We start from the raw sequence: 19,342 nt of genomic DNA on the forward strand, positions 1-19,342 counted from the left end.
ACCGCAAGCCATGGCAGCCCACGATTTCGACGTTCTCATCGCCGGCAGCGGCCTGGCCGGTCTGTCCGCCGCGCTGCACCTGGCGCCCACGCACCGCGTGGCCGTGATCACCAAGCGCCAGTTGCAAGACGGCTCCAGCGGCCGGGCCCAGGGCGGCATCGCCGCCGTGCTGGCCGATGACGACAGCTTTGCCGCGCATATCGAAGACACCCTGGTGGCCGGTGCCGGCCTGTGCGACCTGGCCACCACCCGCTTCGTGGTGGAGAACGCGCCCGCATCGATTGCCTGGCTGCGCCAGTTGGGCGTGCCTTTCACGCTCGAAGGCGAACTGCTGCACCTGACCCGCGAGGGCGGCCACAGCGCCCGCCGCATCGCCCATGTCACCGACGCCACCGGCGCGGCGGTGCAGCGCACGCTGATCGACGCGGTGCGCGGCACGCCAAACATCACGCTGTTCGAGCACCATACGCTGGTCGACCTGATCAGCACCAGCAAGCTGGGCCTGCCCGGCCACCGCTGCCTGGGCCTGTACGCGCTCGACAGCCGGACCGACACCGTCATCACCTTGCGCGCGAGCCAGACCATTTTGGCCACCGGCGGCGCGGGCAAGGTCTACCTGTACACCACCAACCCCGACACCGCCACCGGCGACGGCATTGCCGCCGCCTGGCGCGCGGGCTGCCGCGTGGCAAACATGGAGTTCATACAGTTTCACCCCACCGGGCTGTACCACCCGCACGCCAAGTCCTTCCTGATCAGCGAGGCGGTGCGCGGCGAGGGCGGGCTGCTGCTGCTGCCGCCTGCGGCCGGGGGCACGCGCTTCATGCCCGAGCATGACCCGCGCGCCGAACTGGCCCCGCGCGACGTGGTGGCCCGCGCCATCGACTTCGAGATGAAGCGCCATGGGCTCGACTGCGTGCACCTGGATATCTCGCACCAAAGCCCGGCGTTTTTGCAGGCGCATTTTCCGAACATCCTGGCGCACTGCGCAGCACTGGGCATCGACATCACGCGCGCGCCCATCCCGGTGGTGCCCACGGCGCATTTCACCTGCGGCGGTGTGCTCACCGACCTGGCGGGCCGCACCGACCTGCCCGGCCTGCATGCCGTGGGCGAGGTGGCCTGCACCGGCCTGCACGGGGCCAACCGGCTGGCCAGCAACTCGCTGCTCGAATGCCTGGTATTTGCCCGCGCCACCGCGCAGGCCATTGCCGCCGCGCCGGCCACCGGGCGCCCCGCCTTGCCCGTCTGGGATGACAGCCGCGTGACCGACGCCGACGAGGCGGTGGTCATCTCGCACAACTGGGACGAACTGCGCCGCTTCATGTGGGACTACGTGGGCATCGTGCGCACCAACAAGCGCCTGGAGCGCGCCGCCCACCGCATTGCGCTGCTGCAAGGCGAGATCGACGAGTTCTACGCGCACTTTCACGTCACACGCGACCTGCTGGAACTGCGCAACCTGGTACAGGTGGCCGACCTGATCGTGCGCAGCGCCCAACTGCGCCGCGAAAGCCGCGGCCTGCACTACAGCCGCGACTACCCCGCGCTGGCCGCCCCCGCCGCCCCCACCATCCTGGTGCCGCCGGCGGCCTGATTCCATTTCTGAATCGTTCGTGAACGCGAGGCGCAGCGCAGACAGTACCAATGTGCGGCCAGCGAAGCCGACAAAGTGCACGGATGATTGGGAAATGGAATGAACTACCGCGCCCCGGCGCCCCGACCGATGACCTACAGCGTCAAGGAAATCTTCTACACCCTGCAAGGCGAAGGCGGCCAGACCGGCATGCCCGCCGTGTTCTGCCGCTTTGCCGGCTGCAACCTCTGGAGCGGCCGCGAAGCCGACCGTGCCGATGCGCTCTGCCGCTTTTGCGACACCGACTTCGTGGGCACCGACGGCACCCTGGGCGGCAAGTTTGCACAGGCCGATGCGCTGGCCGAGCGGATCGCCGCACAGTGGCCCGCCGCCGACAGCGCGCACCGCCTGGTGGTGTTGACCGGCGGCGAACCACTGCTGCAAGTCGATGCCGCCCTGCTGGCAGCCCTGCATGCGCAGCAGTTTCGCATCGCGGTGGAAACCAATGGCAGCCTGGCCGCACCGCCCGGCATCGACTGGCTGTGCGTCAGCCCCAAGGCCGGCGCGCCCTGGGTTCAGACGCAGGGGCAAGAGCTCAAGCTGGTGTGGCCCCAGGCCGGGATGGATCTGGCGGCCATTGCCCGCACCGGGCAGTTCACCCACCGCTTCCTGCAACCCATGGACGGGCCCGATCAGGCCGCCCACATCGCCATCTGCATCGCCGCCTGCCTGCAACAACCGCTCTGGCGCCTGAGCTTGCAGACGCACAAGATCAGCGGCATCCGCTGACGTGCCGTCCCGCCAATGGCTGCACACATCTTGGGTCCTCGGGCAAGCACCGCGAACAACACGCTCCGCGATCAGGTCAGTGCGTCGTCGGACACCGCCCGCATGTGGGCGGGCCTGGGCCTGGGCTTGGCGTCGGTGTCCGGCGCGTGGACGCACCCGTTGATGATCACGATTGCAAATCCGTTGTGCGCAAGTCCTGCTAGTGTCGCGTCACCGATCAGATGTCGTAGGCTGCGCGCAGCCATCGGCGCGCAGCGCAAGGCGCATCGCGCAGCCCATACCGAGCTGTATTGGCAAGCGATGCAACGCCGCGATGCGCTTCGATGGCCAGCGCAGACCGACAGATGATCGGTGACGCGACACTACGGGGAACCCCAGGTTTGGAGGGAAGTGCAATGGAGCGCCTGCGAACTGCTCGGTGCAACGCTCAATAGTCATGCTCGACAAAGCGCTCGAAGCTCTCCTTGAGTTGGTGCTGCCACAGGCGTTTGTCGGCGTTGCCCGCGAAACTCGCCTCGAAGCTGTTGAACGCCAACTGGTAGGCCTGCCGGGCCGTCAGTCCTGTCGCGGCGAACACCTGGGTGAAGTTTTCGTTGATGTAGCCGCCAAAGTAGGCCGGGTCGTCCGAATTGACCGTGGCTGCCAGGCCGGCATCGAGCAGCCGGCCCAGGTTGTGCTGCGCCAGGCTGGGGAACACGCACAGCTTTTGGTTGGACAGGGGGCACACGGTCAGCGCAATGCGCTGATGCGCCAGGCGCTGCATCAGCGCTGCGTCATGCACGGCCTGCACGCCGTGGTCTATGCGCTCGACCCGCAGCACATCGAGCGCGCTCCAGATATAGGCTGGCGGCCCCTCTTCGCCGGCATGGGCCACCAGGTGCAGGCCGCGCTCGCGGCAGCGCGCGAACACCCGGGCGAACTTTTCCGGAGGATGGCCCTGCTCGCTGGAGTCCAGCCCCACGCCCACGATCTTGTCGAGCAGCGGCTCGGCCTGCTCCAGCGTCTCGAAGGCCGCCTTTTCGCTCAAGTGGCGCAGAAAGCAAAGGATCAGCGTGGCGCTGATGCCCAACCCGGTGCGCGCCTCTGCGCAGGCGCGGTGCAGGCCATCGATCACGGTCTCGATGGCCACGCCGCGTGCGGTGTGGGTCTGCGGGTCGAAGAAGATTTCGGCATGCAGCACCCGGTCCCGGGCCGCTCGGGCCAGGTAGGCGTGCGCCAGGTCATAAAAGTCCTGCTCGTGCCGCAGGACACTGGCGCCGGCGTAGTAGATGTCGAGAAAGCTCTGCAGATTGCAAAACGCATAGGCGCTGCGCAGTTCGGCCACGCTGGCGTAGGGCAGTTGCAGGCCATTGCGCTGCGCCAGCGCAAAGATCAGTTCGGGCTCCAGCGAGCCCTCGATGTGGATATGCAGTTCGGCCTTGGGCATGGCACGCAGCAGCTCGGGCAGGCGAGCGGCACTGACGGGGGGGATTTTGAACATCGGCAGACTCCAGCGGTGATGCCGCTCGCACGCAGCAGGCGACGGCAGGCGGTAGGCGGTAGGCGGATGATGCCTCGTCGGCCGGCACTAGTGTCGCGTCACGGATCATCTGTCGGTCTGCGCTGGCCATCGAAGCGCATCGCGGCGTTGCATCGCTTGCCAATACAGCTCGGTATGGGCAAGCGATGCGCCTTGCGCTGCGCTCCGATGGCTGCGCGCAGCCTACGACATCTGATCCGTGACGCGACACTGGTCTGGCCGCAAGCGCTGCATGCCGATTCGCCTGCGGTCCGGGGCCCGGTTCGGGGGTACCCGCCCGGCGCCGCTGTGCAAGATCGGCGCCTCAGCCGTGGTGCTGGTGCGTGGCCAGTGTGTGCGGCTTCATCTCTATCGAGTAGCCCGGGCGCTGCGGCGGCATGTAGGCGGCGTTGCGGATCACGCAGGGATCGACGAAATGCTCGTGCAGGTGATCGACATACTCGATCACGCGGCCCTGCTTGCTGCCGGCGATGCACAGGTAGTCGATCATGGCCAGATGCTGCACGTACTCGCACAGGCCCACGCCGCCGGCGTGCGGGCAGACCTTCAGGCCGTGCTTGGCGGCCATCAGCAGCACGGCCAGCACCTCGTTGACACCGCCCAGGCGGCAGGCGTCGATTTGCACCACGTCGATGGCCTCACGCATGATGAACTGCTTGAACAGGATGCGGTTTTGGCACATCTCCCCGGTGGCCACCTGCATGACCCCGCTGAGCGCCTGGCGAATCCGCCGGTGGCCTTCGACATCATCGGGGCTGGTGGGTTCTTCGATGAACCAGGGCTTGGCAAAGGCCAGTTGCTGCAGCCAGGCGATGGCCTGATCGACCTCCCAGACCTGGTTGGCGTCCAGCATCAACTGGCGCTCGGGCCCCAGCACTTGGCGCGCAATGCGCAGGCGGCGGATGTCGTCTTGCAGGTCGCGGCCCACTTTGAGCTTGAGGTGCCTGAAGCCGGCATCCACCGCTTGCTGTGCCAGGCGGCGCAGTTTGTCGTCGTCATAGCCGAGCCAGCCCGCCGAGGTGGTGTAGCAGGGGTAGCCGTTGGCCAGCAGGTCGGCGATGCGCTCCTGTTTCCCGACGGCACGCTCGCGCAGCAGCGCCAGTGCCTGCTCGGGCGTGATGCAGTCGCTGAGGTAGCGAAAGTCGATGGTTCGGACCAGTTCTTCGGGGCTCATCTGCGCCACCAGCCGCCACAGGGGCTGGCCTTCGGCCTTGGCCCACAGATCCCAGACGGCGTTGACCAGCGCGCCGGTCGCCAAGTGGATCGCGCCCTTGTCCGGGCCGATCCAGCGCAACTGGCTGTCGGAGGTGATGTGGCGCCAAAAGCGCCCCATGTCCCGGGTGATCCAGGCCAAGTCCAGCCCGATCACCAGATGCTCCAGCGCGCGGATCGCAGCGCAGCAAATCTCGTTGCCACGGCCAATGGTGAATGTCAGGCCATGCCCTTGCAGGGCGGGCTGGTCGGTCTCCAGCACCAGGTAGGCGGCGCTGTAGTCCGGGTCCGGGTTCATCGCGTCGGAGCCGTCCCGCTGCGCGGAGGTGGGAAAGCGCAGGTCCAGCACGCGCAGGGATCGGATGGTGGTCATGGGTCGGATGCGTTGCGGGCGGAAGAGGGCTCCGGCGAATCAGGCTTGCACCGTGCGTTGCCGCTGCTCGCCCAGCCCGCTGATGCCCAGCCGCATGGTCTGGCCGGCGACCAGGTACAGCGGCGGTTTTTGTCCCAGCCCCACACCGGGCGGGGTGCCTGTGGAAATCAGGTCGCCGGGTTGCAGGCTCATGCATTGGCTCAGATGGCTGATCAGTTGCGCGACACCGAAGACCATGGTGCGCGTGTTCCCGTTTTGAAAGCGCCGGCCATCGACCTCCAGCCACAGGTCCAGCGCCTGCGGGTCGGGCACTTCGTCGGCGGTGACGAGCCAGGGGCCGATGGGGCCGAAGGTGTCGCAGCCCTTGCCCTTGGCCCACTGGCCGCCGCCGCGCTCGAGCTGTAGTTCGCGCTCGGACACATCGTTGACCACGCAGTAGCCGGCCACATGCTCCATGGCCTCGGCCTCGGGGATATAGCGCCCGCCTTTGCCGATGACCACGCCGAGTTCGACCTCCCAGTCGGTGCGCTGGCTGCCGCGCGGAATCTCGACCGCATCGTCGGGCCCGACGATGGCGCTGGTCCACTTGGCAAAGACCACCGGCTCGGTCGGCACGGGTTGGCCCGATTCGGCGGCATGGTCGGCGTAGTTCAGACCGATGCAGACGAACTTGCCGACCTGGCCCACGCAGGCGCCCAGGCGCAGGTCCTGCTGCGCGACGCCGGGCACCAGCGGCAATGAGGCCGCGTCCAGCCGGGCGATGCGCGCCAGACCGGCGGGCGTCAGCGTCTGGCCTGCGATGTCGGGCACCACGGCCGACAGGTCGCGCACCCGGCCTTGCGCGTCGAGCAAGCCCGGTTTTTCCATGCCCTTGGGGCCATAGCGGAGAAGTTTCACAGCAGGGTTCCTGGTGGGGTGGTCTGGATCGATCGTATGAGGATCAATCGTACAAAACGGCGGCGATCTTGGGGTCGTCGATATTGTTCTTGTCGTACCAGTAAAAGCCGGTGTCGATCACCTTGGGCAACTTCTCGCCCTTGAGCGCCTTGACGGCGGCCTCCACGGTCTTGTAGCCGATGCCCACCGGATTTTGCGTGATGGCGCCGGCCATCAGGCCGGCCCTGATCGCATCCTTTTGCTGCTTGCCCGCGTCGTAGCCGATGACCACCAGCTTGCGCTTCATCTCTTTGACGCCGTTGATCACGCCCACGGCCGAGCCTTCATTGGTGCCGAAGATGCCCTTCAGATTCGGGTTGGCTTGCAGGATGGACTTGGTGATTTCGGTGGACTTGAGGTGGTCGCCGCCGCCGTACTGGATGCTGACGATCTTGATGCCCGGGTAGCTGGTCTTGATGCGCTCGACGAAGCCGTCACGGCGGTCTATGCCGGTGCTATTGGTCTGGTCATGCACGACCAACGCGATCTCGCCGCTCTTGCCGATCAACTCGGCCATTTTGTCTGCCGCCAATGCGGCCGCAGCCCTGTTGTCGGTGCTCGCCGTGGTCACCGGGATGTCGCTGTCCACACTGGCGTCGAAGGCCACGACCAGCACCTTGGCGGCCTGGGCCTTTTTGAGCAACGGGACCACGGCCTTTTTGTCGAGCGCTGCCAGACCGATCGCTTTCGGGTTCTTGGCCAGAACGGCGGCCAGCATGTCGATCTGCTTGTCGATCATCGCTTCCGACTCTGGCCCCTCGAACGTGACTTTGACATCGAAGTCCTTGCCCGCCTGCTCCGCCCCGGCCTTCACGGATTGCCAGAACTGGTGCTGAAAGCCCTTGGACACCAGCGGTATGTAGACCTGCTGGGCGCTGGCGGCCAGGCTCGCGCCCAGCGCAATGCCAATGCCCAGGGTGATGCGCCATAGTTGTTTGCCGGACATGCTCGCTCCTTTGGGTGGTGTGGAAAAACGGGGTCAGCGCGCAGCGCGGCTTCGGCGCCGCAGGATGTCGGTGTAGACGGCCAGGATGATGATCACGCCGGTCACCACCGTCTGCCACTCCTGCGCCACGGACAGGATGCGCAGCCCATTGGTCAGCACGCTCATGATGAAGGCGCCGATGATGGTGCCCAAGATGGTGCCCGTCCCGCCCGCCAGCGAGGTGCCGCCGATGACCACGGCGGCAATCGCATCGAGTTCGTAGCCCTGGCCCAATGCCGGTTGCGCCGAGTTCAGGCGCGATGCAATCAGCAAACCGGCGATGCCGCAGATGGCGCCACTGACCGTGTACACGACGATCTTCCAGAAGTCGACATTCACGCCCGACAGACGCACGGCTTCCTCGTTGCTGCCCAGCGCAAAGGTGTAGCGCCCCAGGATCGTCCGGTTCAGCACCAGGCTCGCCGCCACGGCAACGACGAAGAGGATCAGCACCGCGTTCGGGATCGGCAGCGCCGGAATCAGCGCGGCGATCAGCGAATCTTGCGAAATCGCGCTGAAGCCCTCGGTGTCGTTGAAGTAAATCGGCCTGGTGCCGGAGATCACCAGCGACAAGCCCTTGAGCAGCATCATCATGCCCAGGGTGGCAATGAAGGGCGGAATTTTCAGCTTCGCGATCAAGGTCCCCGAGGTGAGACCGCACAGCGCTCCGGTGAGGATGGCCGCAGCAATGCCCAGCGGCAGTGGCCAGCCCAGATGGGTGAGCACCACGCCCGTCATCACGGCGCAAAAGGTCATCAGCGTGCCCACCGACAAATCGATGCCCGAGGTGATGATCACGAAGGTGCAGGCAATCGCCAGCACCCCGTTGACCGCAGTCGCCTGCAAAATGGCCACCAGATTGTCGGTTTGCAGGAAGTTGCGCGAGGCCATGCTGAAGAACGCCATCAGTGCCAGCAGGCTGGCAAAGGCCAGCAGTTTCTGGCGCATCTCGGGCCGAAAGAGCCGGGCTTTGGTCCATCCTTCGGTCGGCAGCGGGCTGAGAGTCTTTTGCATGGATCGTCTGCGGGAAATCAGTGGACGACGTGGCGCGGCGCGGCCTGGCGCCGGGTGGCCAGCGCCATGATGGCTTGCTGGGAGGCTTGGGCCCGCGTCAGTTCGCCGGTCACCCGGCCTTCGCACATCACCAAGATCCGATGCGCCAGGCGCAGGACCTCGGGCAGTTCGGACGAGATCACCACGATCGCCTTGCCCTGTCCGGCCAGTTCGTGCAACAGCTTGTGGATTTCGGCTTTGGCCCCCACGTCGATGCCGCGTGTCGGCTCATCGAAGAACAGGATGTCGCAGTCGCACAGCAACCACTTGGCGATCACGATCTTTTGCTGGTTGCCACCCGACAGCAGCCGCACCGGCTGCGCCACCGACGGGGTCTTGATGCCGAGCTGGCGCACATAGTCCTGCGCCGTCTTGCGCAGCGCCGCCCGGTCCAGGAAGAAACCCGGTTTGACAAAGGAGCGCATGGCCGACATGGCGATGTTGCTCTGCACGTCCATACCCGTCGCAAGACCAAAATGCTTGCGGTCTTCAGACAGGTAGCCGATACCGTGGGCAACGGCCTGCTCGGGCGATCGGATGGTCACGCGCTGACCCCGAACCCGGATCTCGCCGGCGTCTATCGGGTCGGCCCCGAAGATGGCGCGCGCGACCTCGGTCCGGCCGGCCCCCATCAGCCCGGCAAAGCCGAGGATCTCGCCACGGCGCAGCGTGAAACCCACGTCCTGGATGGCGGCGCCCCGCGTCAGGCCGCGCACCTCCAGCATGACCTCGTTGCCGCTGCTGTCGGGAATCTGCCTTGCGACCTCCTCCAGCGGGCGCCCGACCATCATGCCGACGATGGTGTCTACGCTGGTGCTGGCCATCGGCATGGTGGCGATGTAGCGGCCATCGCGCAGCACCGTCACCCGGTCGGCGATCTGCCGCAACTCGTCCATCTTGTGCGAGATGTAGACGATGCCCACGCCTTCGGCCTTGAGCTGGCCGATGATGCGAAACAGATCGGCCACCTCCTCGTCGTTCAGCGCGGCCGTGGGCTCGTCCATGATCAGCACCCGGGACTGAAACGACAGCGCCTTGGCGATTTCGACCATCTGCTGCTTGGCCACCGTCAGGTCGCCGACGGTGGTGCGCGGGTCCAGCTTCAGGCGCATGCGCTCGAAAATGGCTGCGGCCTGCGCATCGAGCGAGCGCTCGTCGAGCAGCAGGCCCAGGGCATGGCGCGGCTCACGGCCAATGAAGATGTTCTGCGCCGCCGTCAAATGGTTCATCAGGTTCAGTTCCTGGTGCACGATGCCTATGCCCAGGCTTTGCGCGGCGCGCGGGCTCGGAATGTCCACGGCCCGGCCCGCGACCAGTATCTCGCCCTCGTCGGGGGCATGGATCCCGGCCAGCACCTTCATCAAGGTGGACTTGCCGGCCCCGTTCTCGCCCATCAGCGCGTGGACTTCGCCGCGCTGCAACTCGAACTGCACCTTGTCCAACGCCGGCACACCGGCAAAGGCTTTGGACAAACCGCAGATCGAGATCAGTGGCGCGGCCATGGCGTCGTCGCGCGTCAGATGCTCGTGCCGCCATCGACCGAAACCGCCTGGCCCGTGACGTAGCGCGATTCGTCGCTGAGCAAATACACCACCTGCGGCGTGATGTCATCGACCGTCGCCAAGCGCCCCATGGGCTGGCGCGCGATGAAATCTTTTTCCGCCTGCACCGGATCGGCGGCGCTGGCGATGCGCTGGCGCAATGAAGGCGTATCGACGGTGCCGGGGCACAAAGCGTTGCAGCGCAAACCCTGGCGCACGAAGTCGGCGGCGATGGCCTTGGTCATGCCAATGACCGCCGCCTTGGTGGTGCCATAGACGAAGCGCCTCGGGAAACCCTTCATCGACGACGCCATCGAGGCCATGTTCAGGATCGAGCCGCTGCTGCCCGTGCGCGCCATCTTGTCCAGCATGCCCGCAAGAAAAGCGCGCGTCATGCGGTAAGCGCCCTTGACGTTCAGATCCATGCTGAAGTCCCAGGCCGCCTCATCGCAGTCCAGGATGCTGCCGTTGTGCACGAAACCGGCGCAGTTGAACAGGCCATCCAGGGCCGGCAGCCGGGCCGCCAGCGCCGTCACGGCAGCGCTGTCGCGCACATCCAGCAACTGCGTCGTCAAGCCGCTGGCCTCGGCGGCCAGTCGCTCCAGCAGCGCCGCATCGATATCGGTGGCGATCACCTGCGCACCCTCGCGCACGCAGGCCAGCGCACTGGCGCGGCCTATGCCCTGACCGGCCGCAGTGATCAAAATGCTTTTGCCTTGCAGTCTCATACGAACAAGTCCTTCACGAACGCCAAACAGGTGCCAAGCAAGTCTTACAGATTGCTTCAAATATGAATTATTTATTCATTGGAGAATTAATGTAAGAGGCAGGAATCGGCTCGCCAATCCGTGATTACCCTGATGCAAGCTCTGTTAAGGTTTGGCCCGGCTACGGCCCGCCCATCCCCCCATGGCCCATCCCAACGACCGCTATCGCGCCCCCGCCCTGGACAAGGGACTGGACATTCTGGAACTGCTCGCCGAGCAGCCGCATGGCCTGACGCGCGCCGAGATCGTCAAAGCCATGGGCCGCAGCCCGAGCGAGATTTACCGGATGCTCGAGCGCCTGGTCGCGCGGCACTACGTGACGCGCTCGCAGCAGGGCGACCGCCATGCGCTCAGTCTCAAGCTGTTCGAGCTGGGCCACCGCCATCCCCCCATCGAGCGCCTGGTGGCGCAGGCCCTGCCGGCGATGGAGGCTTTCGCCAAGGCGTCCGAGCAGTCCTGCCATCTCGGCATTTACAGCCGCGGCAACGTGACCGTGGTGGCGCAGGTCAACGGCCCGGGCAATTGGGGGCTGACCCTGCGCCTGGGTGTGCGGGTGGGCCTGGTGGACACCGGCTCGGGCCATGTGCTGCTGGCCTTCCAATCCGAGCAGCGGCGCGCCCAGATGCTGGCAGAGCATGACGCCCTCGATGGCGAGCGGCCCATGCCCGAGCCGCAGTTGCAGCCTCTTTTGCAGCGCGTCCGCGCGCTCGGCTACTGGCAGGGCGACAGTCAGCAGGCTTTTGGTGTGGTCGACATCTCGATGCCGGTGCTGGGGTTGCAAGGCAATGCGCTGGCGGTATTGACCTGCCCCTTCGTGCGGCGCATCGACCGCCCGCAAGGCCCCGGCCTGGATGCAGCGCGGCAATTGCTCGCCAGCGCCGCCAGCGAGCTATCGATTGCCTGATCGCCCGGGCGTCCCGACCGGGCATCCGGCAAGTGTGGCGCGCAACGCGGTGCACCGTCCCCGCACCGCGCTGGCCGAAAACCGCCATCTGCCCCGCGCCTGGCAAGGCATATCCATTGTCATCGCACCCCGCTACGCCAGCACCGGATCAGCCGCCGCCGGCACCGCCGCAGCAGCAGCCACCGGCATACGGATCAGATGCTCGAACGCACTGAGCGCCGCCTTGGCCCCGTCGCCTGCGGCGATGACGATCTGCTTGTACGGCACCGTGGTGCAGTCGCCTGCGGCAAACACGCCGGGCAGGCTGGTCTGGCCCCGGGCATCGATCACGACCTCGCCGGACGGGCTCAGCGCGACCTGGCCCTTGAGCCAGTCGGTATTGGGCACCAGGCCGATCTGCACGAACACGCCATCGAGCTCCACGCCATGCTCCAGGCCGGTGGCGCGGTCCCGGAACCGGATGCCATCGACCTTGCCGCCGGCGCCCGTGATGCAGGTGGTCTGCGCGTTGGTGTGGATGCTCACGTTGGGCAGGCTCTTGAGCCGGTCGACCAGCACTGCGTCGGCCTTGAGCTGCTCGGCAAATTCGATCAGCGTGACATGGGCCACGATGCCGGCCAGATCGATCGCGGCCTCGACGCCGGAATTGCCACCGCCGATCACCGCCGTGCGTTTGCCCTTGAACAGCGGGCCATCGCAATGCGGGCAATAGGTCACGCCCTTGTTCCGGTACTCGGCCTCGCCGGGCACATTCACATTGCGCCAGCGGGCGCCGGTAGACAGGATCACCGTCCGGGCCTTGAGCGCGCCGCCATTGGCCAGTTGCACGGTGGTCAGGCCGCCGGGCTGCGCGGGCGCAACCAACTGGCCGGCGCGCTGCAGGTTCATCAGGTCCACGTCATAGGCGCGCAGATGGGCTTGCAGCGCGCTCGCATACCGGGGGCCGTCGGTCTGCGGCACCCCGATGTAGTTCTCTATGGCCAGCGTGTCGTTCACCTGGCCGCCAAAGCGCTCGGTGACCAGGCCGGTGCGCAGGCCCTTGCGGGCCGCATACACCGCAGCGGCAACGCCGGCAGGGCCGGCTCCGACGATGAGCATGTCATAAGGGGCCTTGGCCGATAGCCGGGCCGCGTCACGGGCGGCGGCGCCGGTGTCGAGCCGGGCCAGGATTTCTTCCAGCATCATGCGGCCCGAGGCAAAGAACCGGCCGTTCATGAACACCGTGGGCACGGCCATGACCTCGCGCTCGCTCACCTCCTGCCGGAAGGCGCCGCCTTCGATGACGGTGGTGCTGATCCTGGGGTTGAGCACGGCCATCAGCGTCAGGGCCTGCACCACATCCGGGCAGTTGTGGCAATCCAGGCCCATGTAGACCTCAAAGCGCAGGTCGCCATCGAGCGCCTGCACCTGCTCGATCAGTTCCTGCCCGACCTTGGGCGGATGGCCGCCGGCCCACAGCAGGGCCAGCACCAGGGAATTGAACTCATGGCCCAGCGGCAAGCCGGCAAAGCGCAGTTGCATCTGGCTGCCGGCACGGCGCAGGCTGAATGAGGGCTGGCGCGCATCGCTGCCGTCGGTGCGCAGATGAATCATGTCGCTGCGCAGCGCAGCGATGGTTTGCAGCAGTTCCCGCATCTCGCGCGCGGTTTGGCTGTCGTCCAGGCAGGCCTGCAGTTCCAACGGCTGCGTCACGCGCTCCAGATAGGTGGACAGTTGGGTCTTGAGTGTTTCGTCGAGCATGGGACGCTCCTTTGCATGGTCAGGGCGAAAAAAAACCGGACGGCATGGCGCCGAGGGCGCCATGACGCAGTCCGGCCGGGTGCCGAATCGATCAGGCGTCAGATCTTGCCGACCAAGTCCAGCGAAGGCGTCAGGGTCTTGGCGCCTTCGTTCCATTTGGCGGGGCAGACCTGGCCGGGGTTGGCGGCGGTGTACTGGGCGGCCTTGAGCTTGCGCACGGTTTCCTTGACATCGCGGGCGATCTCGTTGGAGTGGATCTCGGCGGTCTTGATCAGGCCATCGGGGTTGATGATGAAGGTGCCGCGCAGCGCCAAGCCCTCTTGCGGAATATGCACGCCGAAAGCATGGGTCAGTTGGTGGGTCGGGTCGCCGACCAAGGGGAACCGGGCCTTGCCGACGGCTGGCGAGGTTTCGTGCCACACCTTGTGCGAGAAATGCGTGTCGGTGGTGACGATGTAGACCTCGGCGCCGGCCTTCTGGAACTCGGCGTAATGCTCGGCCGCGTCTTCGATTTCGGTGGGGCAGTTGAAGGTGAAGGCGGCGGGCATGAAAATCAGCACCGACCACTTGCCCTTGAGGCTGTCGTCGGTGACTTCGATGAATTCACCCTTGCCGCCACGGTGGATGAAAGCAGTGGTCTTGAAGGGTTGGATGGGGGTATTGATCAGGGACATGGTTGTTTCCTCGAAGGGTTGATGGACGGAGCGAAGCTGGAGTCTAGACCTTTGCAGATCATCCATCCAATGAATTGATTGCATTCAATCAATTGTTTATGACTATGATGACATTGCCGTGTCATAGGGCAATCGCCTTGACCCAAGTCCCAGGGCGGCCTCGCGCACGAGCGCATCGCGCGCAGCCTGAACATCTCCAAGGGGGCTGTGGCCAAGTACCTCGGCTTGGCCAGTGCCGCCGGAATCGATTGGAAGGCGGCGGCCGAGTTGGACGAGGCCTCGCTGGAACGCAGGCTGCCCGGACGCAGCACGAGCGAGGCGCGCGTGGTCGAGCCCCACCACGCCCTCGTGCCATCGGGTTGCGCCGCAAGGGCGTGACGTCGATGCCGTTGTGGGGTGAGTACCGCGCGGCCCATGAGGGCTGCCGCACCTCTGGCCCACACCCGGTTCTGCGGGTACTACAAGGCGTTCGCCAAGAAACCCGATTCGATGCGCCAGCACCGGCGCGCCGGCGAGAAGCTGTTCAAATTGTGCTTAGTGTCGCGTCACCGATCATCTGTCGGTCTGCGCTGGCCATCGAAGCGCATCGCGGCGTTGCATCGCTTGCCAATACAGCTCGGTATGGGCTGCGCGATGCGCCTTGCGCTGCGCTCCGATGGCTGCGCGCAGCCTACGACATCTGATCCGTGACGCGACACTAGGCGCTGGGCATAGAGCAGCGGCTGACCCAAGCCCAGGACGCCGAGAACCAGCGGCATGGTCGAGAGGTTCGATGGCCGCATAGCCGATGTGCTCAAGCCCCACAGGCTCAACAGCCGCGAGGACATGGAGCAACCTTGCCGCGCTACGTGGCCCTGTACAACCACCAGTTGCCGCAGTCAGCGCTGGGCCGCAAGACGCCTGTGCAGGCCATGAAGGAGTGGTAGAGAGCCTCCGCAACGGTTCCACGAGAGGCCATGTAATCGTCCGGGACTTTAAGTGCAAACTGTTGACAATCTACGATTCGTTCGCAAGAATGGCTGCATTCAAACCAAAACAGTGCGCCGCATCAAATCAGTGCATCAGGACCCCATGGAAAAGCCCAGTACCTTGCAACTGATTCAGTCACATTCACTGACGACGATCATTCAGGAAGAGGTGGAAAAAATGATTTTGCGCGGTGAAATCAGCGTCGGCGGGCGGCTCAACGAGAGCGAAATGGCGCAGCGTTTCGGCATCAGTCGCGGCCCCATCCGCGAGGCCTTCCGCGGCCTGGAGGAGTCCGGCCTGGTGCGCCAGGAAAAAAACCGCGGCGCCTTCGTCCGCGAAATCTCCATCGCCGAAGCCGATGAAATCTACGACCTGCGCGAAGCGCTGGAAGAATTGATCGGGCGCAAGCTGGCGCAACGTATCTCCGCCGAACAACTGGCCGAACTCGAACGCCAGATCGGGCATATGGAAAAAGTCGCTGCCAGCAAGGACGCCACGCTCTATCACCCGCTCAATCTGCAATTCCATGACACGCTGGTGAGCTTCATCGGCAATGGCAAGCTGACTGCGGTCTATCGCAAACTGACCAAGGAGTTATTGCTGTTCCGCTTGCGCAGCCTGTCGGCTGTCGGCGGCATGGATGTCTCCATCGAGGAGCACCGCGAGATTTACCAGGCCATCGCCAAGCGCGATGCAGAAAAAGCCGGCGCCGTGTTGCGCCGCCATTCGGAACTCAGCCGCGCGCGCATGCACCGCGCAATGTCTGCATGAATTCCAGCTAGTGTCGTGTCACCGATCAGATGTCGTAGGCTGCGCGCAGCCATCGGAGCGCAGCGCAAGGCGCATCGCGCAGCCAATACCGAGCGTATTGGCAAGCGATGCAACGCCGCGATGCGCTTCGATGGCCAGCGCAGACCGACAGATGATCGGTGACGCGACACTAGCAAAATGCAAGCAGGCGGTCATGCCATGGCCGCACCCACCCACCGGACAAAGGACAAAGGAAGCAATATGAGCAAAACCGTGAATGTGAACCAACGCCGCTACCGCTGGCCCGATGTGCCGGTGGTCGTGGTATGCGTCGATGGCTGTGAATTCGACTATCTGACAGCGGCCGTTGCCGCCGGTGTTGCCCCCTTCATCGGCAGCATGCTCGAGGACGGCAGCCGCTTCATCGCTGACAGCGTGGTGCCGACCTTCACCAATCCCAACAACCTGTCCATCGTCACCGGCGTGCCGCCAGCCGTGCACGGCATTTGCGGCAACTATTTCTTCGATCCGGCCAGCGGTGAAGAAGTGATGATGAACGACCCCAAATACCTGCGCGCCGATACCCTGCTGGCCGCTTTCGCCGATGCCGGCGCCAAGGTCGCCGTGGTGACAGCCAAAGACAAACTGCGCAAGCTGCTTGGCCACAAGCTGAAGGGCATTTGCTATTCCTCGGAAAAATCCGATCAGGTCAGCATGGCAGAAAATGGCATCGACGACGTGCTCGGCATGGTCGGCCTGCCCGTGCCGTCGGTGTATAGCGCCGGCTTGTCCGAATTCGTCTTCGCGTCGGGCGTGAAGTTGATGCAGCGCCACCGCCCCGACCTCATGTACCTGTCCACCACGGACTACGTGCAGCACAAGGCCGCGCCCGGCACACCGGACGCCAACGCTTTCTACCAGATGATGGATGGCTATCTGCGCCAACTCGATGCCATGGGCGCCGTCATCGCCTTGACCGCCGATCACGGTATGAATGCCAAGCATGGCAAGGATGGCGCGCCGAACGTGATCTATCTGCAAGACATGCTCGACCACTGGTTCGCCGCCGGCACGACACGCGTCGTCCTGCCGATCACCGACCCCTATGTGGTGCACCACGGCGCGCTCGGCTCTTACGCCACCATCCACTTGCCAGCCGATCTCGATGTCCGGGAATTGATCGCCCGTCTCAGCGCGCTTGCCGGCGTTGAAGTGGTGTTGGACCGCGCTGCCGCGGCTGCGCGCTTTGAATTGCCGCCAGACCGCATTGGCGACATCGTGATCGTGTCGCAGCGCGACACCGTGCTCGGCACGGCGGCTGCGCGCCACGATCTGTCGGGACTCGACGCGCCGCTGCGTTCGCACGGCGGCCTGTCCGAGCAGCAAGTGCCGCTGATTCTGAATCGCCGTGTCGAAGGCGTGGCCAGCGAGCGCCGCCTGCGCAATTTCGACGCCTTCGATCTGGCACTCAATCATGCCGTCGCCCTCCGCGCCAAGAGTGCCGCATGAACGCCGCCGCCACCCCCACCACTCCCGCCGCCCCAGGCGAAGCCAGCGCCATCCTGCACGAAAGCCTGCGCATCGACGGCAATGAAATCGCCTGCGAGCGCCGCATCGAAGTCCGGCACCCTTACACGGGCAAGGTCGTTGCGACCATTCCCAAGGCCAGCGTCGAGCAAGTCCGCCAGGCTTTCTCCACCGCTGCGGCCTATCGCTCCAGACTGACGCGCCACGATCGCTACCGCATACTGATGCGCGCCGGAGAGTTGATCGCTGCGCGCCGCGAGTCGTTCGCGCGGCTGATCACGCTGGAGTCCGGCCTCTGCCTCAAGGATTCGATGTATGAAACCGGTCGCGCTTCCGATGTCCTGCTGTTCGCCGCGAATCAGGCACTCATCGACGATGGACAGATTTTCTCCTGCGACCTGACCGCGCACGGCAAGAGCCGCAAGGTCTACACGCTGAAAGAGCCTTTGCTCGGCGTGATCTCGGCCATCACCCCCTTCAATCACCCGCTCAACCAGGTCATCCACAAAGTCGCGCCGGCCATCGCCACCAACAACCGCATCGTGCTCAAGCCCAGCGAAAAAACGCCGCTGTGCGCATTTGCCCTGGCCGATGTGTTGTACGAAGCCGGCTTGCCGCCGCAAATGCTATCGGTCGTGACCGGCGACCCGAGCGAGATTGCCGACGAATTGCTGACCAACCAGCACATCGATCTGGTCACCTTCACTGGCGGCGTCGCCATCGGCAAATACATCGCCGCCAAAGCCGTCTACAAACGCCAGATTCTGGAACTTGGCGGCAACGACCCCCTCATCGTGATGGAAGATGCCGATGTCGAAGAAGCAGCCACGCTGGCGGCCAGCGGCTCCTACAAAAACTCCGGTCAACGCTGCACCGCGATCAAGCGCATGCTGGTGCATGAGCATGTCGCCGATCGATTCGTCGAACTGCTGGTGAAAAAGACCAAGGCGCTGCGCTACGGCGACCCCTTCGATGCCGATGTCGACATGGGCACCGTGATCGACGAAGCCGCGGCCAGCCGCTTTGAAAGCGTCGTCGACCAGGCCATCGCAGCAGGCGCAAGACTCCTGGTTGGCAATCGACGGCAAGGCGCCTCCTATTCACCGACCGTGCTCGATCGCGTCACGCCGGAAATGACCGTGGTGCGCGAAGAAACCTTCGGCCCGGTGTCGCCGGTCATCCGCATCTCCGGCATCGACGAAGCGATCCGCATTGCCAATGGCACCGCCTACGGCCTGTCGTCGTCAGTCTGCACCAACCGGCTCGACTACATCACGCGCTTCATCACCGAACTCAACGTCGGTTCCGTCAATGTGCGCGAAGTCCCCGGCTATCGCCTCGAATTGACGCCTTTCGGCGGCATCAAGGATTCCGGTTTGGGATACAAGGAAGGCGTGCTGGAAGCGATGAAAAGTTTCACCAACACCAAGACATATTCGCTGCCTTGGTAAACCACCACCGTAGAGGTTTTTCATGTCACTGAGCCTGCAAGACATCCAGGCGCTATTCCGGCAACATGGCGCAACACAATACACCGGCGAACCAGTCACACAACTGGAACACGCCTTGCAAACCGCCGCACTGGCAGAGCAGGAAGAAGCGCCGCCCAGCCTGATTACCGCCAGCCTGCTGCACGATCTCGGCCACATGCTCGAAGACAACGGCGACACGCCCACCCTGGCAGGCATAGACGATCTGCATCAATACCGCATCCTGCCCTTTCTGCGCCACCTGTTCGATGCCGACGTGCTGGAGCCTATCCGCCTGCATGTCGACGCCAAGCGCTATCTGTGCGCACGGGAACCGGCCTATTTTTCCTCGCTGTCGGAAGACTCGGTGCGCAGCCTGAAACTGCAAGGCGGCATCTTCGATGCCGGGCAGGCCGCCGCCTTCATCGCCCTGCCCTACGCCGACGATGCCGTGCGCCTGCGGCGCTGGGACGACCTTGCCAAGCGGGCCGACTACCAGACGCCGGACTACGACTACTTCGCGCGTTACATCGGGCGTTGCGTGCGCGCATGATGCCC

General features: G+C 64.9%; 20 protein-coding genes and 1 pseudogene. 9 read left to right on the forward strand and 12 right to left on the reverse strand.

All coding sequences use genetic code 11. The features are described 5' to 3' along the window. Positions 1-10: 10 nt before the first annotated feature. Together nadB and queE are read left to right on the forward strand one after the other, a co-directional pair. On the forward strand, positions 11-1,597 hold the full coding sequence (gene nadB, locus VEIS_RS05320) for an L-aspartate oxidase (protein ID WP_011808867.1): 1,587 nt from the start codon (positions 11-13) through the stop codon (positions 1,595-1,597). 129 nt (positions 1,598-1,726) lie between these two features. Continuing rightward, positions 1,727-2,365 carry a 7-carboxy-7-deazaguanine synthase gene (queE, locus tag VEIS_RS05325; protein ID WP_041950557.1) on the forward strand — a complete coding sequence of 213 codons (639 nt, stop codon included), beginning with the start codon at positions 1,727-1,729 and terminating at the stop codon, positions 2,363-2,365. Positions 2,366-2,436: 71 nt separating this feature from the next. Here the strand turns inward: queE and VEIS_RS28295 are convergent, their stop codons facing one another. The 9 genes from VEIS_RS28295 to VEIS_RS05360 all read right to left on the reverse strand — a co-directional run bounded on the left by VEIS_RS28295 (position 2,437) and on the right by VEIS_RS05360 (position 10,712). Then, positions 2,437-2,610, reverse strand: coding sequence for an RraA family protein (locus VEIS_RS28295; protein ID WP_157048408.1), 174 nt, complete (start codon positions 2,608-2,610; stop codon positions 2,437-2,439). Beyond that, complete coding sequence (locus tag VEIS_RS25530; protein ID WP_198137958.1) at positions 2,576-2,728, reverse strand: hypothetical protein; 153 nt, start codon at positions 2,726-2,728, stop codon at positions 2,576-2,578. The genes VEIS_RS28295 and VEIS_RS25530 overlap by 35 nt, the downstream gene beginning before the upstream one ends. Before the next feature lie 64 nt (positions 2,729-2,792). Further along, positions 2,793-3,845, reverse strand: coding sequence for an adenosine deaminase (locus VEIS_RS05330; RefSeq protein ID WP_011808870.1), 1,053 nt, complete (start codon positions 3,843-3,845; stop codon positions 2,793-2,795). Positions 3,846-4,188: 343 nt separating this feature from the next. Further along, positions 4,189-5,469: an L-fuconate dehydratase gene (locus tag VEIS_RS05335; protein ID WP_011808871.1), complete on the reverse strand. Its 1,281-nt coding sequence runs from the start codon at positions 5,467-5,469 to the stop codon at positions 4,189-4,191. Positions 5,470-5,508: 39 nt separating this feature from the next. Further along, positions 5,509-6,366: an ureidoglycolate lyase gene (locus VEIS_RS05340; RefSeq protein WP_011808872.1), complete on the reverse strand. Its 858-nt coding sequence runs from the start codon at positions 6,364-6,366 to the stop codon at positions 5,509-5,511. Positions 6,367-6,409: 43 nt separating this feature from the next. Beyond that, positions 6,410-7,351 (reverse strand): ABC transporter substrate-binding protein, encoded by a 942-nt coding sequence (locus VEIS_RS05345; RefSeq protein ID WP_011808873.1) that lies wholly within the window; start codon positions 7,349-7,351, stop codon positions 6,410-6,412. Between the two features lie 33 nt (positions 7,352-7,384). Further along, a complete protein-coding gene (locus tag VEIS_RS05350) occupies positions 7,385-8,404 on the reverse strand; it encodes an ABC transporter permease (protein WP_011808874.1) in 1,020 nt (339 codons plus the stop codon). A 17-nt stretch (positions 8,405-8,421) separates the two neighbouring features. Beyond that, positions 8,422-9,945 carry a sugar ABC transporter ATP-binding protein gene (locus tag VEIS_RS05355; RefSeq protein ID WP_011808875.1) on the reverse strand — a complete coding sequence of 508 codons (1,524 nt, stop codon included), beginning with the start codon at positions 9,943-9,945 and terminating at the stop codon, positions 8,422-8,424. A 14-nt stretch (positions 9,946-9,959) separates the two neighbouring features. Further along, positions 9,960-10,712 (reverse strand): SDR family oxidoreductase, encoded by a 753-nt coding sequence (locus VEIS_RS05360; protein WP_011808876.1) that lies wholly within the window; start codon positions 10,710-10,712, stop codon positions 9,960-9,962. Positions 10,713-10,893: 181 nt separating this feature from the next. Here VEIS_RS05360 and VEIS_RS05365 point away from each other — a divergent pair, with 181 nt between their 5' ends. Next, positions 10,894-11,655, forward strand: a complete 762-nt coding sequence (locus tag VEIS_RS05365) for an IclR family transcriptional regulator (RefSeq protein ID WP_011808877.1) — start codon at positions 10,894-10,896, stop codon at positions 11,653-11,655. A gap of 132 nt (positions 11,656-11,787) precedes the next feature. Here VEIS_RS05365 and ahpF read toward each other — a convergent pair whose 3' ends face one another. Both ahpF and ahpC read right to left on the reverse strand, forming a co-directional pair. Next, complete coding sequence (ahpF, locus tag VEIS_RS05370) at positions 11,788-13,395, reverse strand: alkyl hydroperoxide reductase subunit F (RefSeq protein WP_011808878.1); 1,608 nt, start codon at positions 13,393-13,395, stop codon at positions 11,788-11,790. A gap of 98 nt (positions 13,396-13,493) precedes the next feature. Continuing rightward, entirely contained in the window at positions 13,494-14,069 is a 576-nt protein-coding gene (gene ahpC, locus VEIS_RS05375) for an alkyl hydroperoxide reductase subunit C (RefSeq protein WP_011808879.1), read from the reverse strand. A gap of 414 nt (positions 14,070-14,483) precedes the next feature. On the opposite strand from ahpC, the gene VEIS_RS28300 reads away from it, so the two are divergent. The 3 genes and pseudogenes from VEIS_RS28300 to VEIS_RS05385 all read left to right on the forward strand — a co-directional run bounded on the left by VEIS_RS28300 (position 14,484) and on the right by VEIS_RS05385 (position 15,809). After that, complete coding sequence (locus VEIS_RS28300) at positions 14,484-14,759, forward strand: hypothetical protein (protein ID WP_157048409.1); 276 nt, start codon at positions 14,484-14,486, stop codon at positions 14,757-14,759. An 11-nt stretch (positions 14,760-14,770) separates the two neighbouring features. Then, a pseudogene (locus VEIS_RS28305) lies at positions 14,771-15,047 on the forward strand (integrase core domain-containing protein); the annotation flags it as partial. 93 nt (positions 15,048-15,140) lie between these two features. Then, positions 15,141-15,809, forward strand: a complete 669-nt coding sequence (locus tag VEIS_RS05385; protein WP_041950559.1) for a phosphonate utilization associated transcriptional regulator — start codon at positions 15,141-15,143, stop codon at positions 15,807-15,809. Here the strand turns inward: VEIS_RS05385 and VEIS_RS25545 are convergent. Further along, positions 15,707-15,979 carry a hypothetical protein gene (locus VEIS_RS25545; RefSeq protein ID WP_083758573.1) on the reverse strand — a complete coding sequence of 91 codons (273 nt, stop codon included), beginning with the start codon at positions 15,977-15,979 and terminating at the stop codon, positions 15,707-15,709. The genes VEIS_RS05385 and VEIS_RS25545 overlap by 103 nt on opposite strands. A 70-nt stretch (positions 15,980-16,049) precedes the next feature. Between VEIS_RS25545 and phnA the strand changes: the two genes are divergently transcribed. Genes phnA through VEIS_RS05400 form a run of 3 tightly spaced genes read left to right on the forward strand, consistent with a single transcriptional unit; the run spans position 16,050 to position 19,337 of the window. After that, positions 16,050-17,297, forward strand: a complete 1,248-nt coding sequence (gene phnA, locus VEIS_RS05390; RefSeq protein ID WP_011808883.1) for a phosphonoacetate hydrolase — start codon at positions 16,050-16,052, stop codon at positions 17,295-17,297. After that, a complete protein-coding gene (phnY, locus tag VEIS_RS05395; protein ID WP_011808884.1) occupies positions 17,294-18,766 on the forward strand; it encodes a phosphonoacetaldehyde dehydrogenase in 1,473 nt (490 codons plus the stop codon). Before phnA ends, phnY begins: the two co-directional genes overlap by 4 nt. Before the next feature lie 22 nt (positions 18,767-18,788). Further along, positions 18,789-19,337 (forward strand): phosphonate degradation HD-domain oxygenase, encoded by a 549-nt coding sequence (locus VEIS_RS05400; protein WP_011808885.1) that lies wholly within the window; start codon positions 18,789-18,791, stop codon positions 19,335-19,337. The last annotated feature ends 5 nt before the right edge of the window (positions 19,338-19,342 follow it).

The sequence above is a fragment of the Verminephrobacter eiseniae EF01-2 genome, from assembly GCF_000015565.1.
GTDB lineage: Bacteria > Pseudomonadota > Gammaproteobacteria > Burkholderiales > Burkholderiaceae_C > Acidovorax > Acidovorax eiseniae.

Bases quoted from the DNA above. Each gene is read 5' to 3' on its own strand.
- VEIS_RS05400 (WP_011808885.1), top strand. From the start codon at position 18,789: ATGTCACTGAGCCTGCAAGACATCCAGGCGCTATTCCGGCAACATGGC.
- VEIS_RS05365 (WP_011808877.1), top strand. From the start codon at position 10,894: ATGGCCCATCCCAACGACCGCTATCGCGCCCCCGCCCTGGACAAGGGA.
- ahpC (WP_011808879.1), bottom strand. From the start codon at position 14,069: ATGTCCCTGATCAATACCCCCATCCAACCCTTCAAGACCACTGCTTTC.
- VEIS_RS05345 (WP_011808873.1), bottom strand. From the start codon at position 7,351: ATGTCCGGCAAACAACTATGGCGCATCACCCTGGGCATTGGCATTGCG.
- ahpF (WP_011808878.1), bottom strand. From the start codon at position 13,395: ATGCTCGACGAAACACTCAAGACCCAACTGTCCACCTATCTGGAGCGC.
- phnY (WP_011808884.1), top strand. From the start codon at position 17,294: ATGAACGCCGCCGCCACCCCCACCACTCCCGCCGCCCCAGGCGAAGCC.
- VEIS_RS05360 (WP_011808876.1), bottom strand. From the start codon at position 10,712: ATGAGACTGCAAGGCAAAAGCATTTTGATCACTGCGGCCGGTCAGGGC.
- VEIS_RS05335 (WP_011808871.1), bottom strand. From the start codon at position 5,469: ATGACCACCATCCGATCCCTGCGCGTGCTGGACCTGCGCTTTCCCACC.
- VEIS_RS05355 (WP_011808875.1), bottom strand. From the start codon at position 9,945: ATGGCCGCGCCACTGATCTCGATCTGCGGTTTGTCCAAAGCCTTTGCC.
- VEIS_RS05330 (WP_011808870.1), bottom strand. From the start codon at position 3,845: ATGTTCAAAATCCCCCCCGTCAGTGCCGCTCGCCTGCCCGAGCTGCTG.
- VEIS_RS28300 (WP_157048409.1), top strand. From the start codon at position 14,484: ATGAGGGCTGCCGCACCTCTGGCCCACACCCGGTTCTGCGGGTACTAC.
- VEIS_RS05385 (WP_041950559.1), top strand. From the start codon at position 15,141: ATGGAAAAGCCCAGTACCTTGCAACTGATTCAGTCACATTCACTGACG.
- nadB (WP_011808867.1), top strand. From the start codon at position 11: ATGGCAGCCCACGATTTCGACGTTCTCATCGCCGGCAGCGGCCTGGCC.
- VEIS_RS28295 (WP_157048408.1), bottom strand. From the start codon at position 2,610: ATGGCTGCGCGCAGCCTACGACATCTGATCGGTGACGCGACACTAGCA.
- VEIS_RS05350 (WP_011808874.1), bottom strand. From the start codon at position 8,404: ATGCAAAAGACTCTCAGCCCGCTGCCGACCGAAGGATGGACCAAAGCC.
- phnA (WP_011808883.1), top strand. From the start codon at position 16,050: ATGAGCAAAACCGTGAATGTGAACCAACGCCGCTACCGCTGGCCCGAT.
- queE (WP_041950557.1), top strand. From the start codon at position 1,727: ATGACCTACAGCGTCAAGGAAATCTTCTACACCCTGCAAGGCGAAGGC.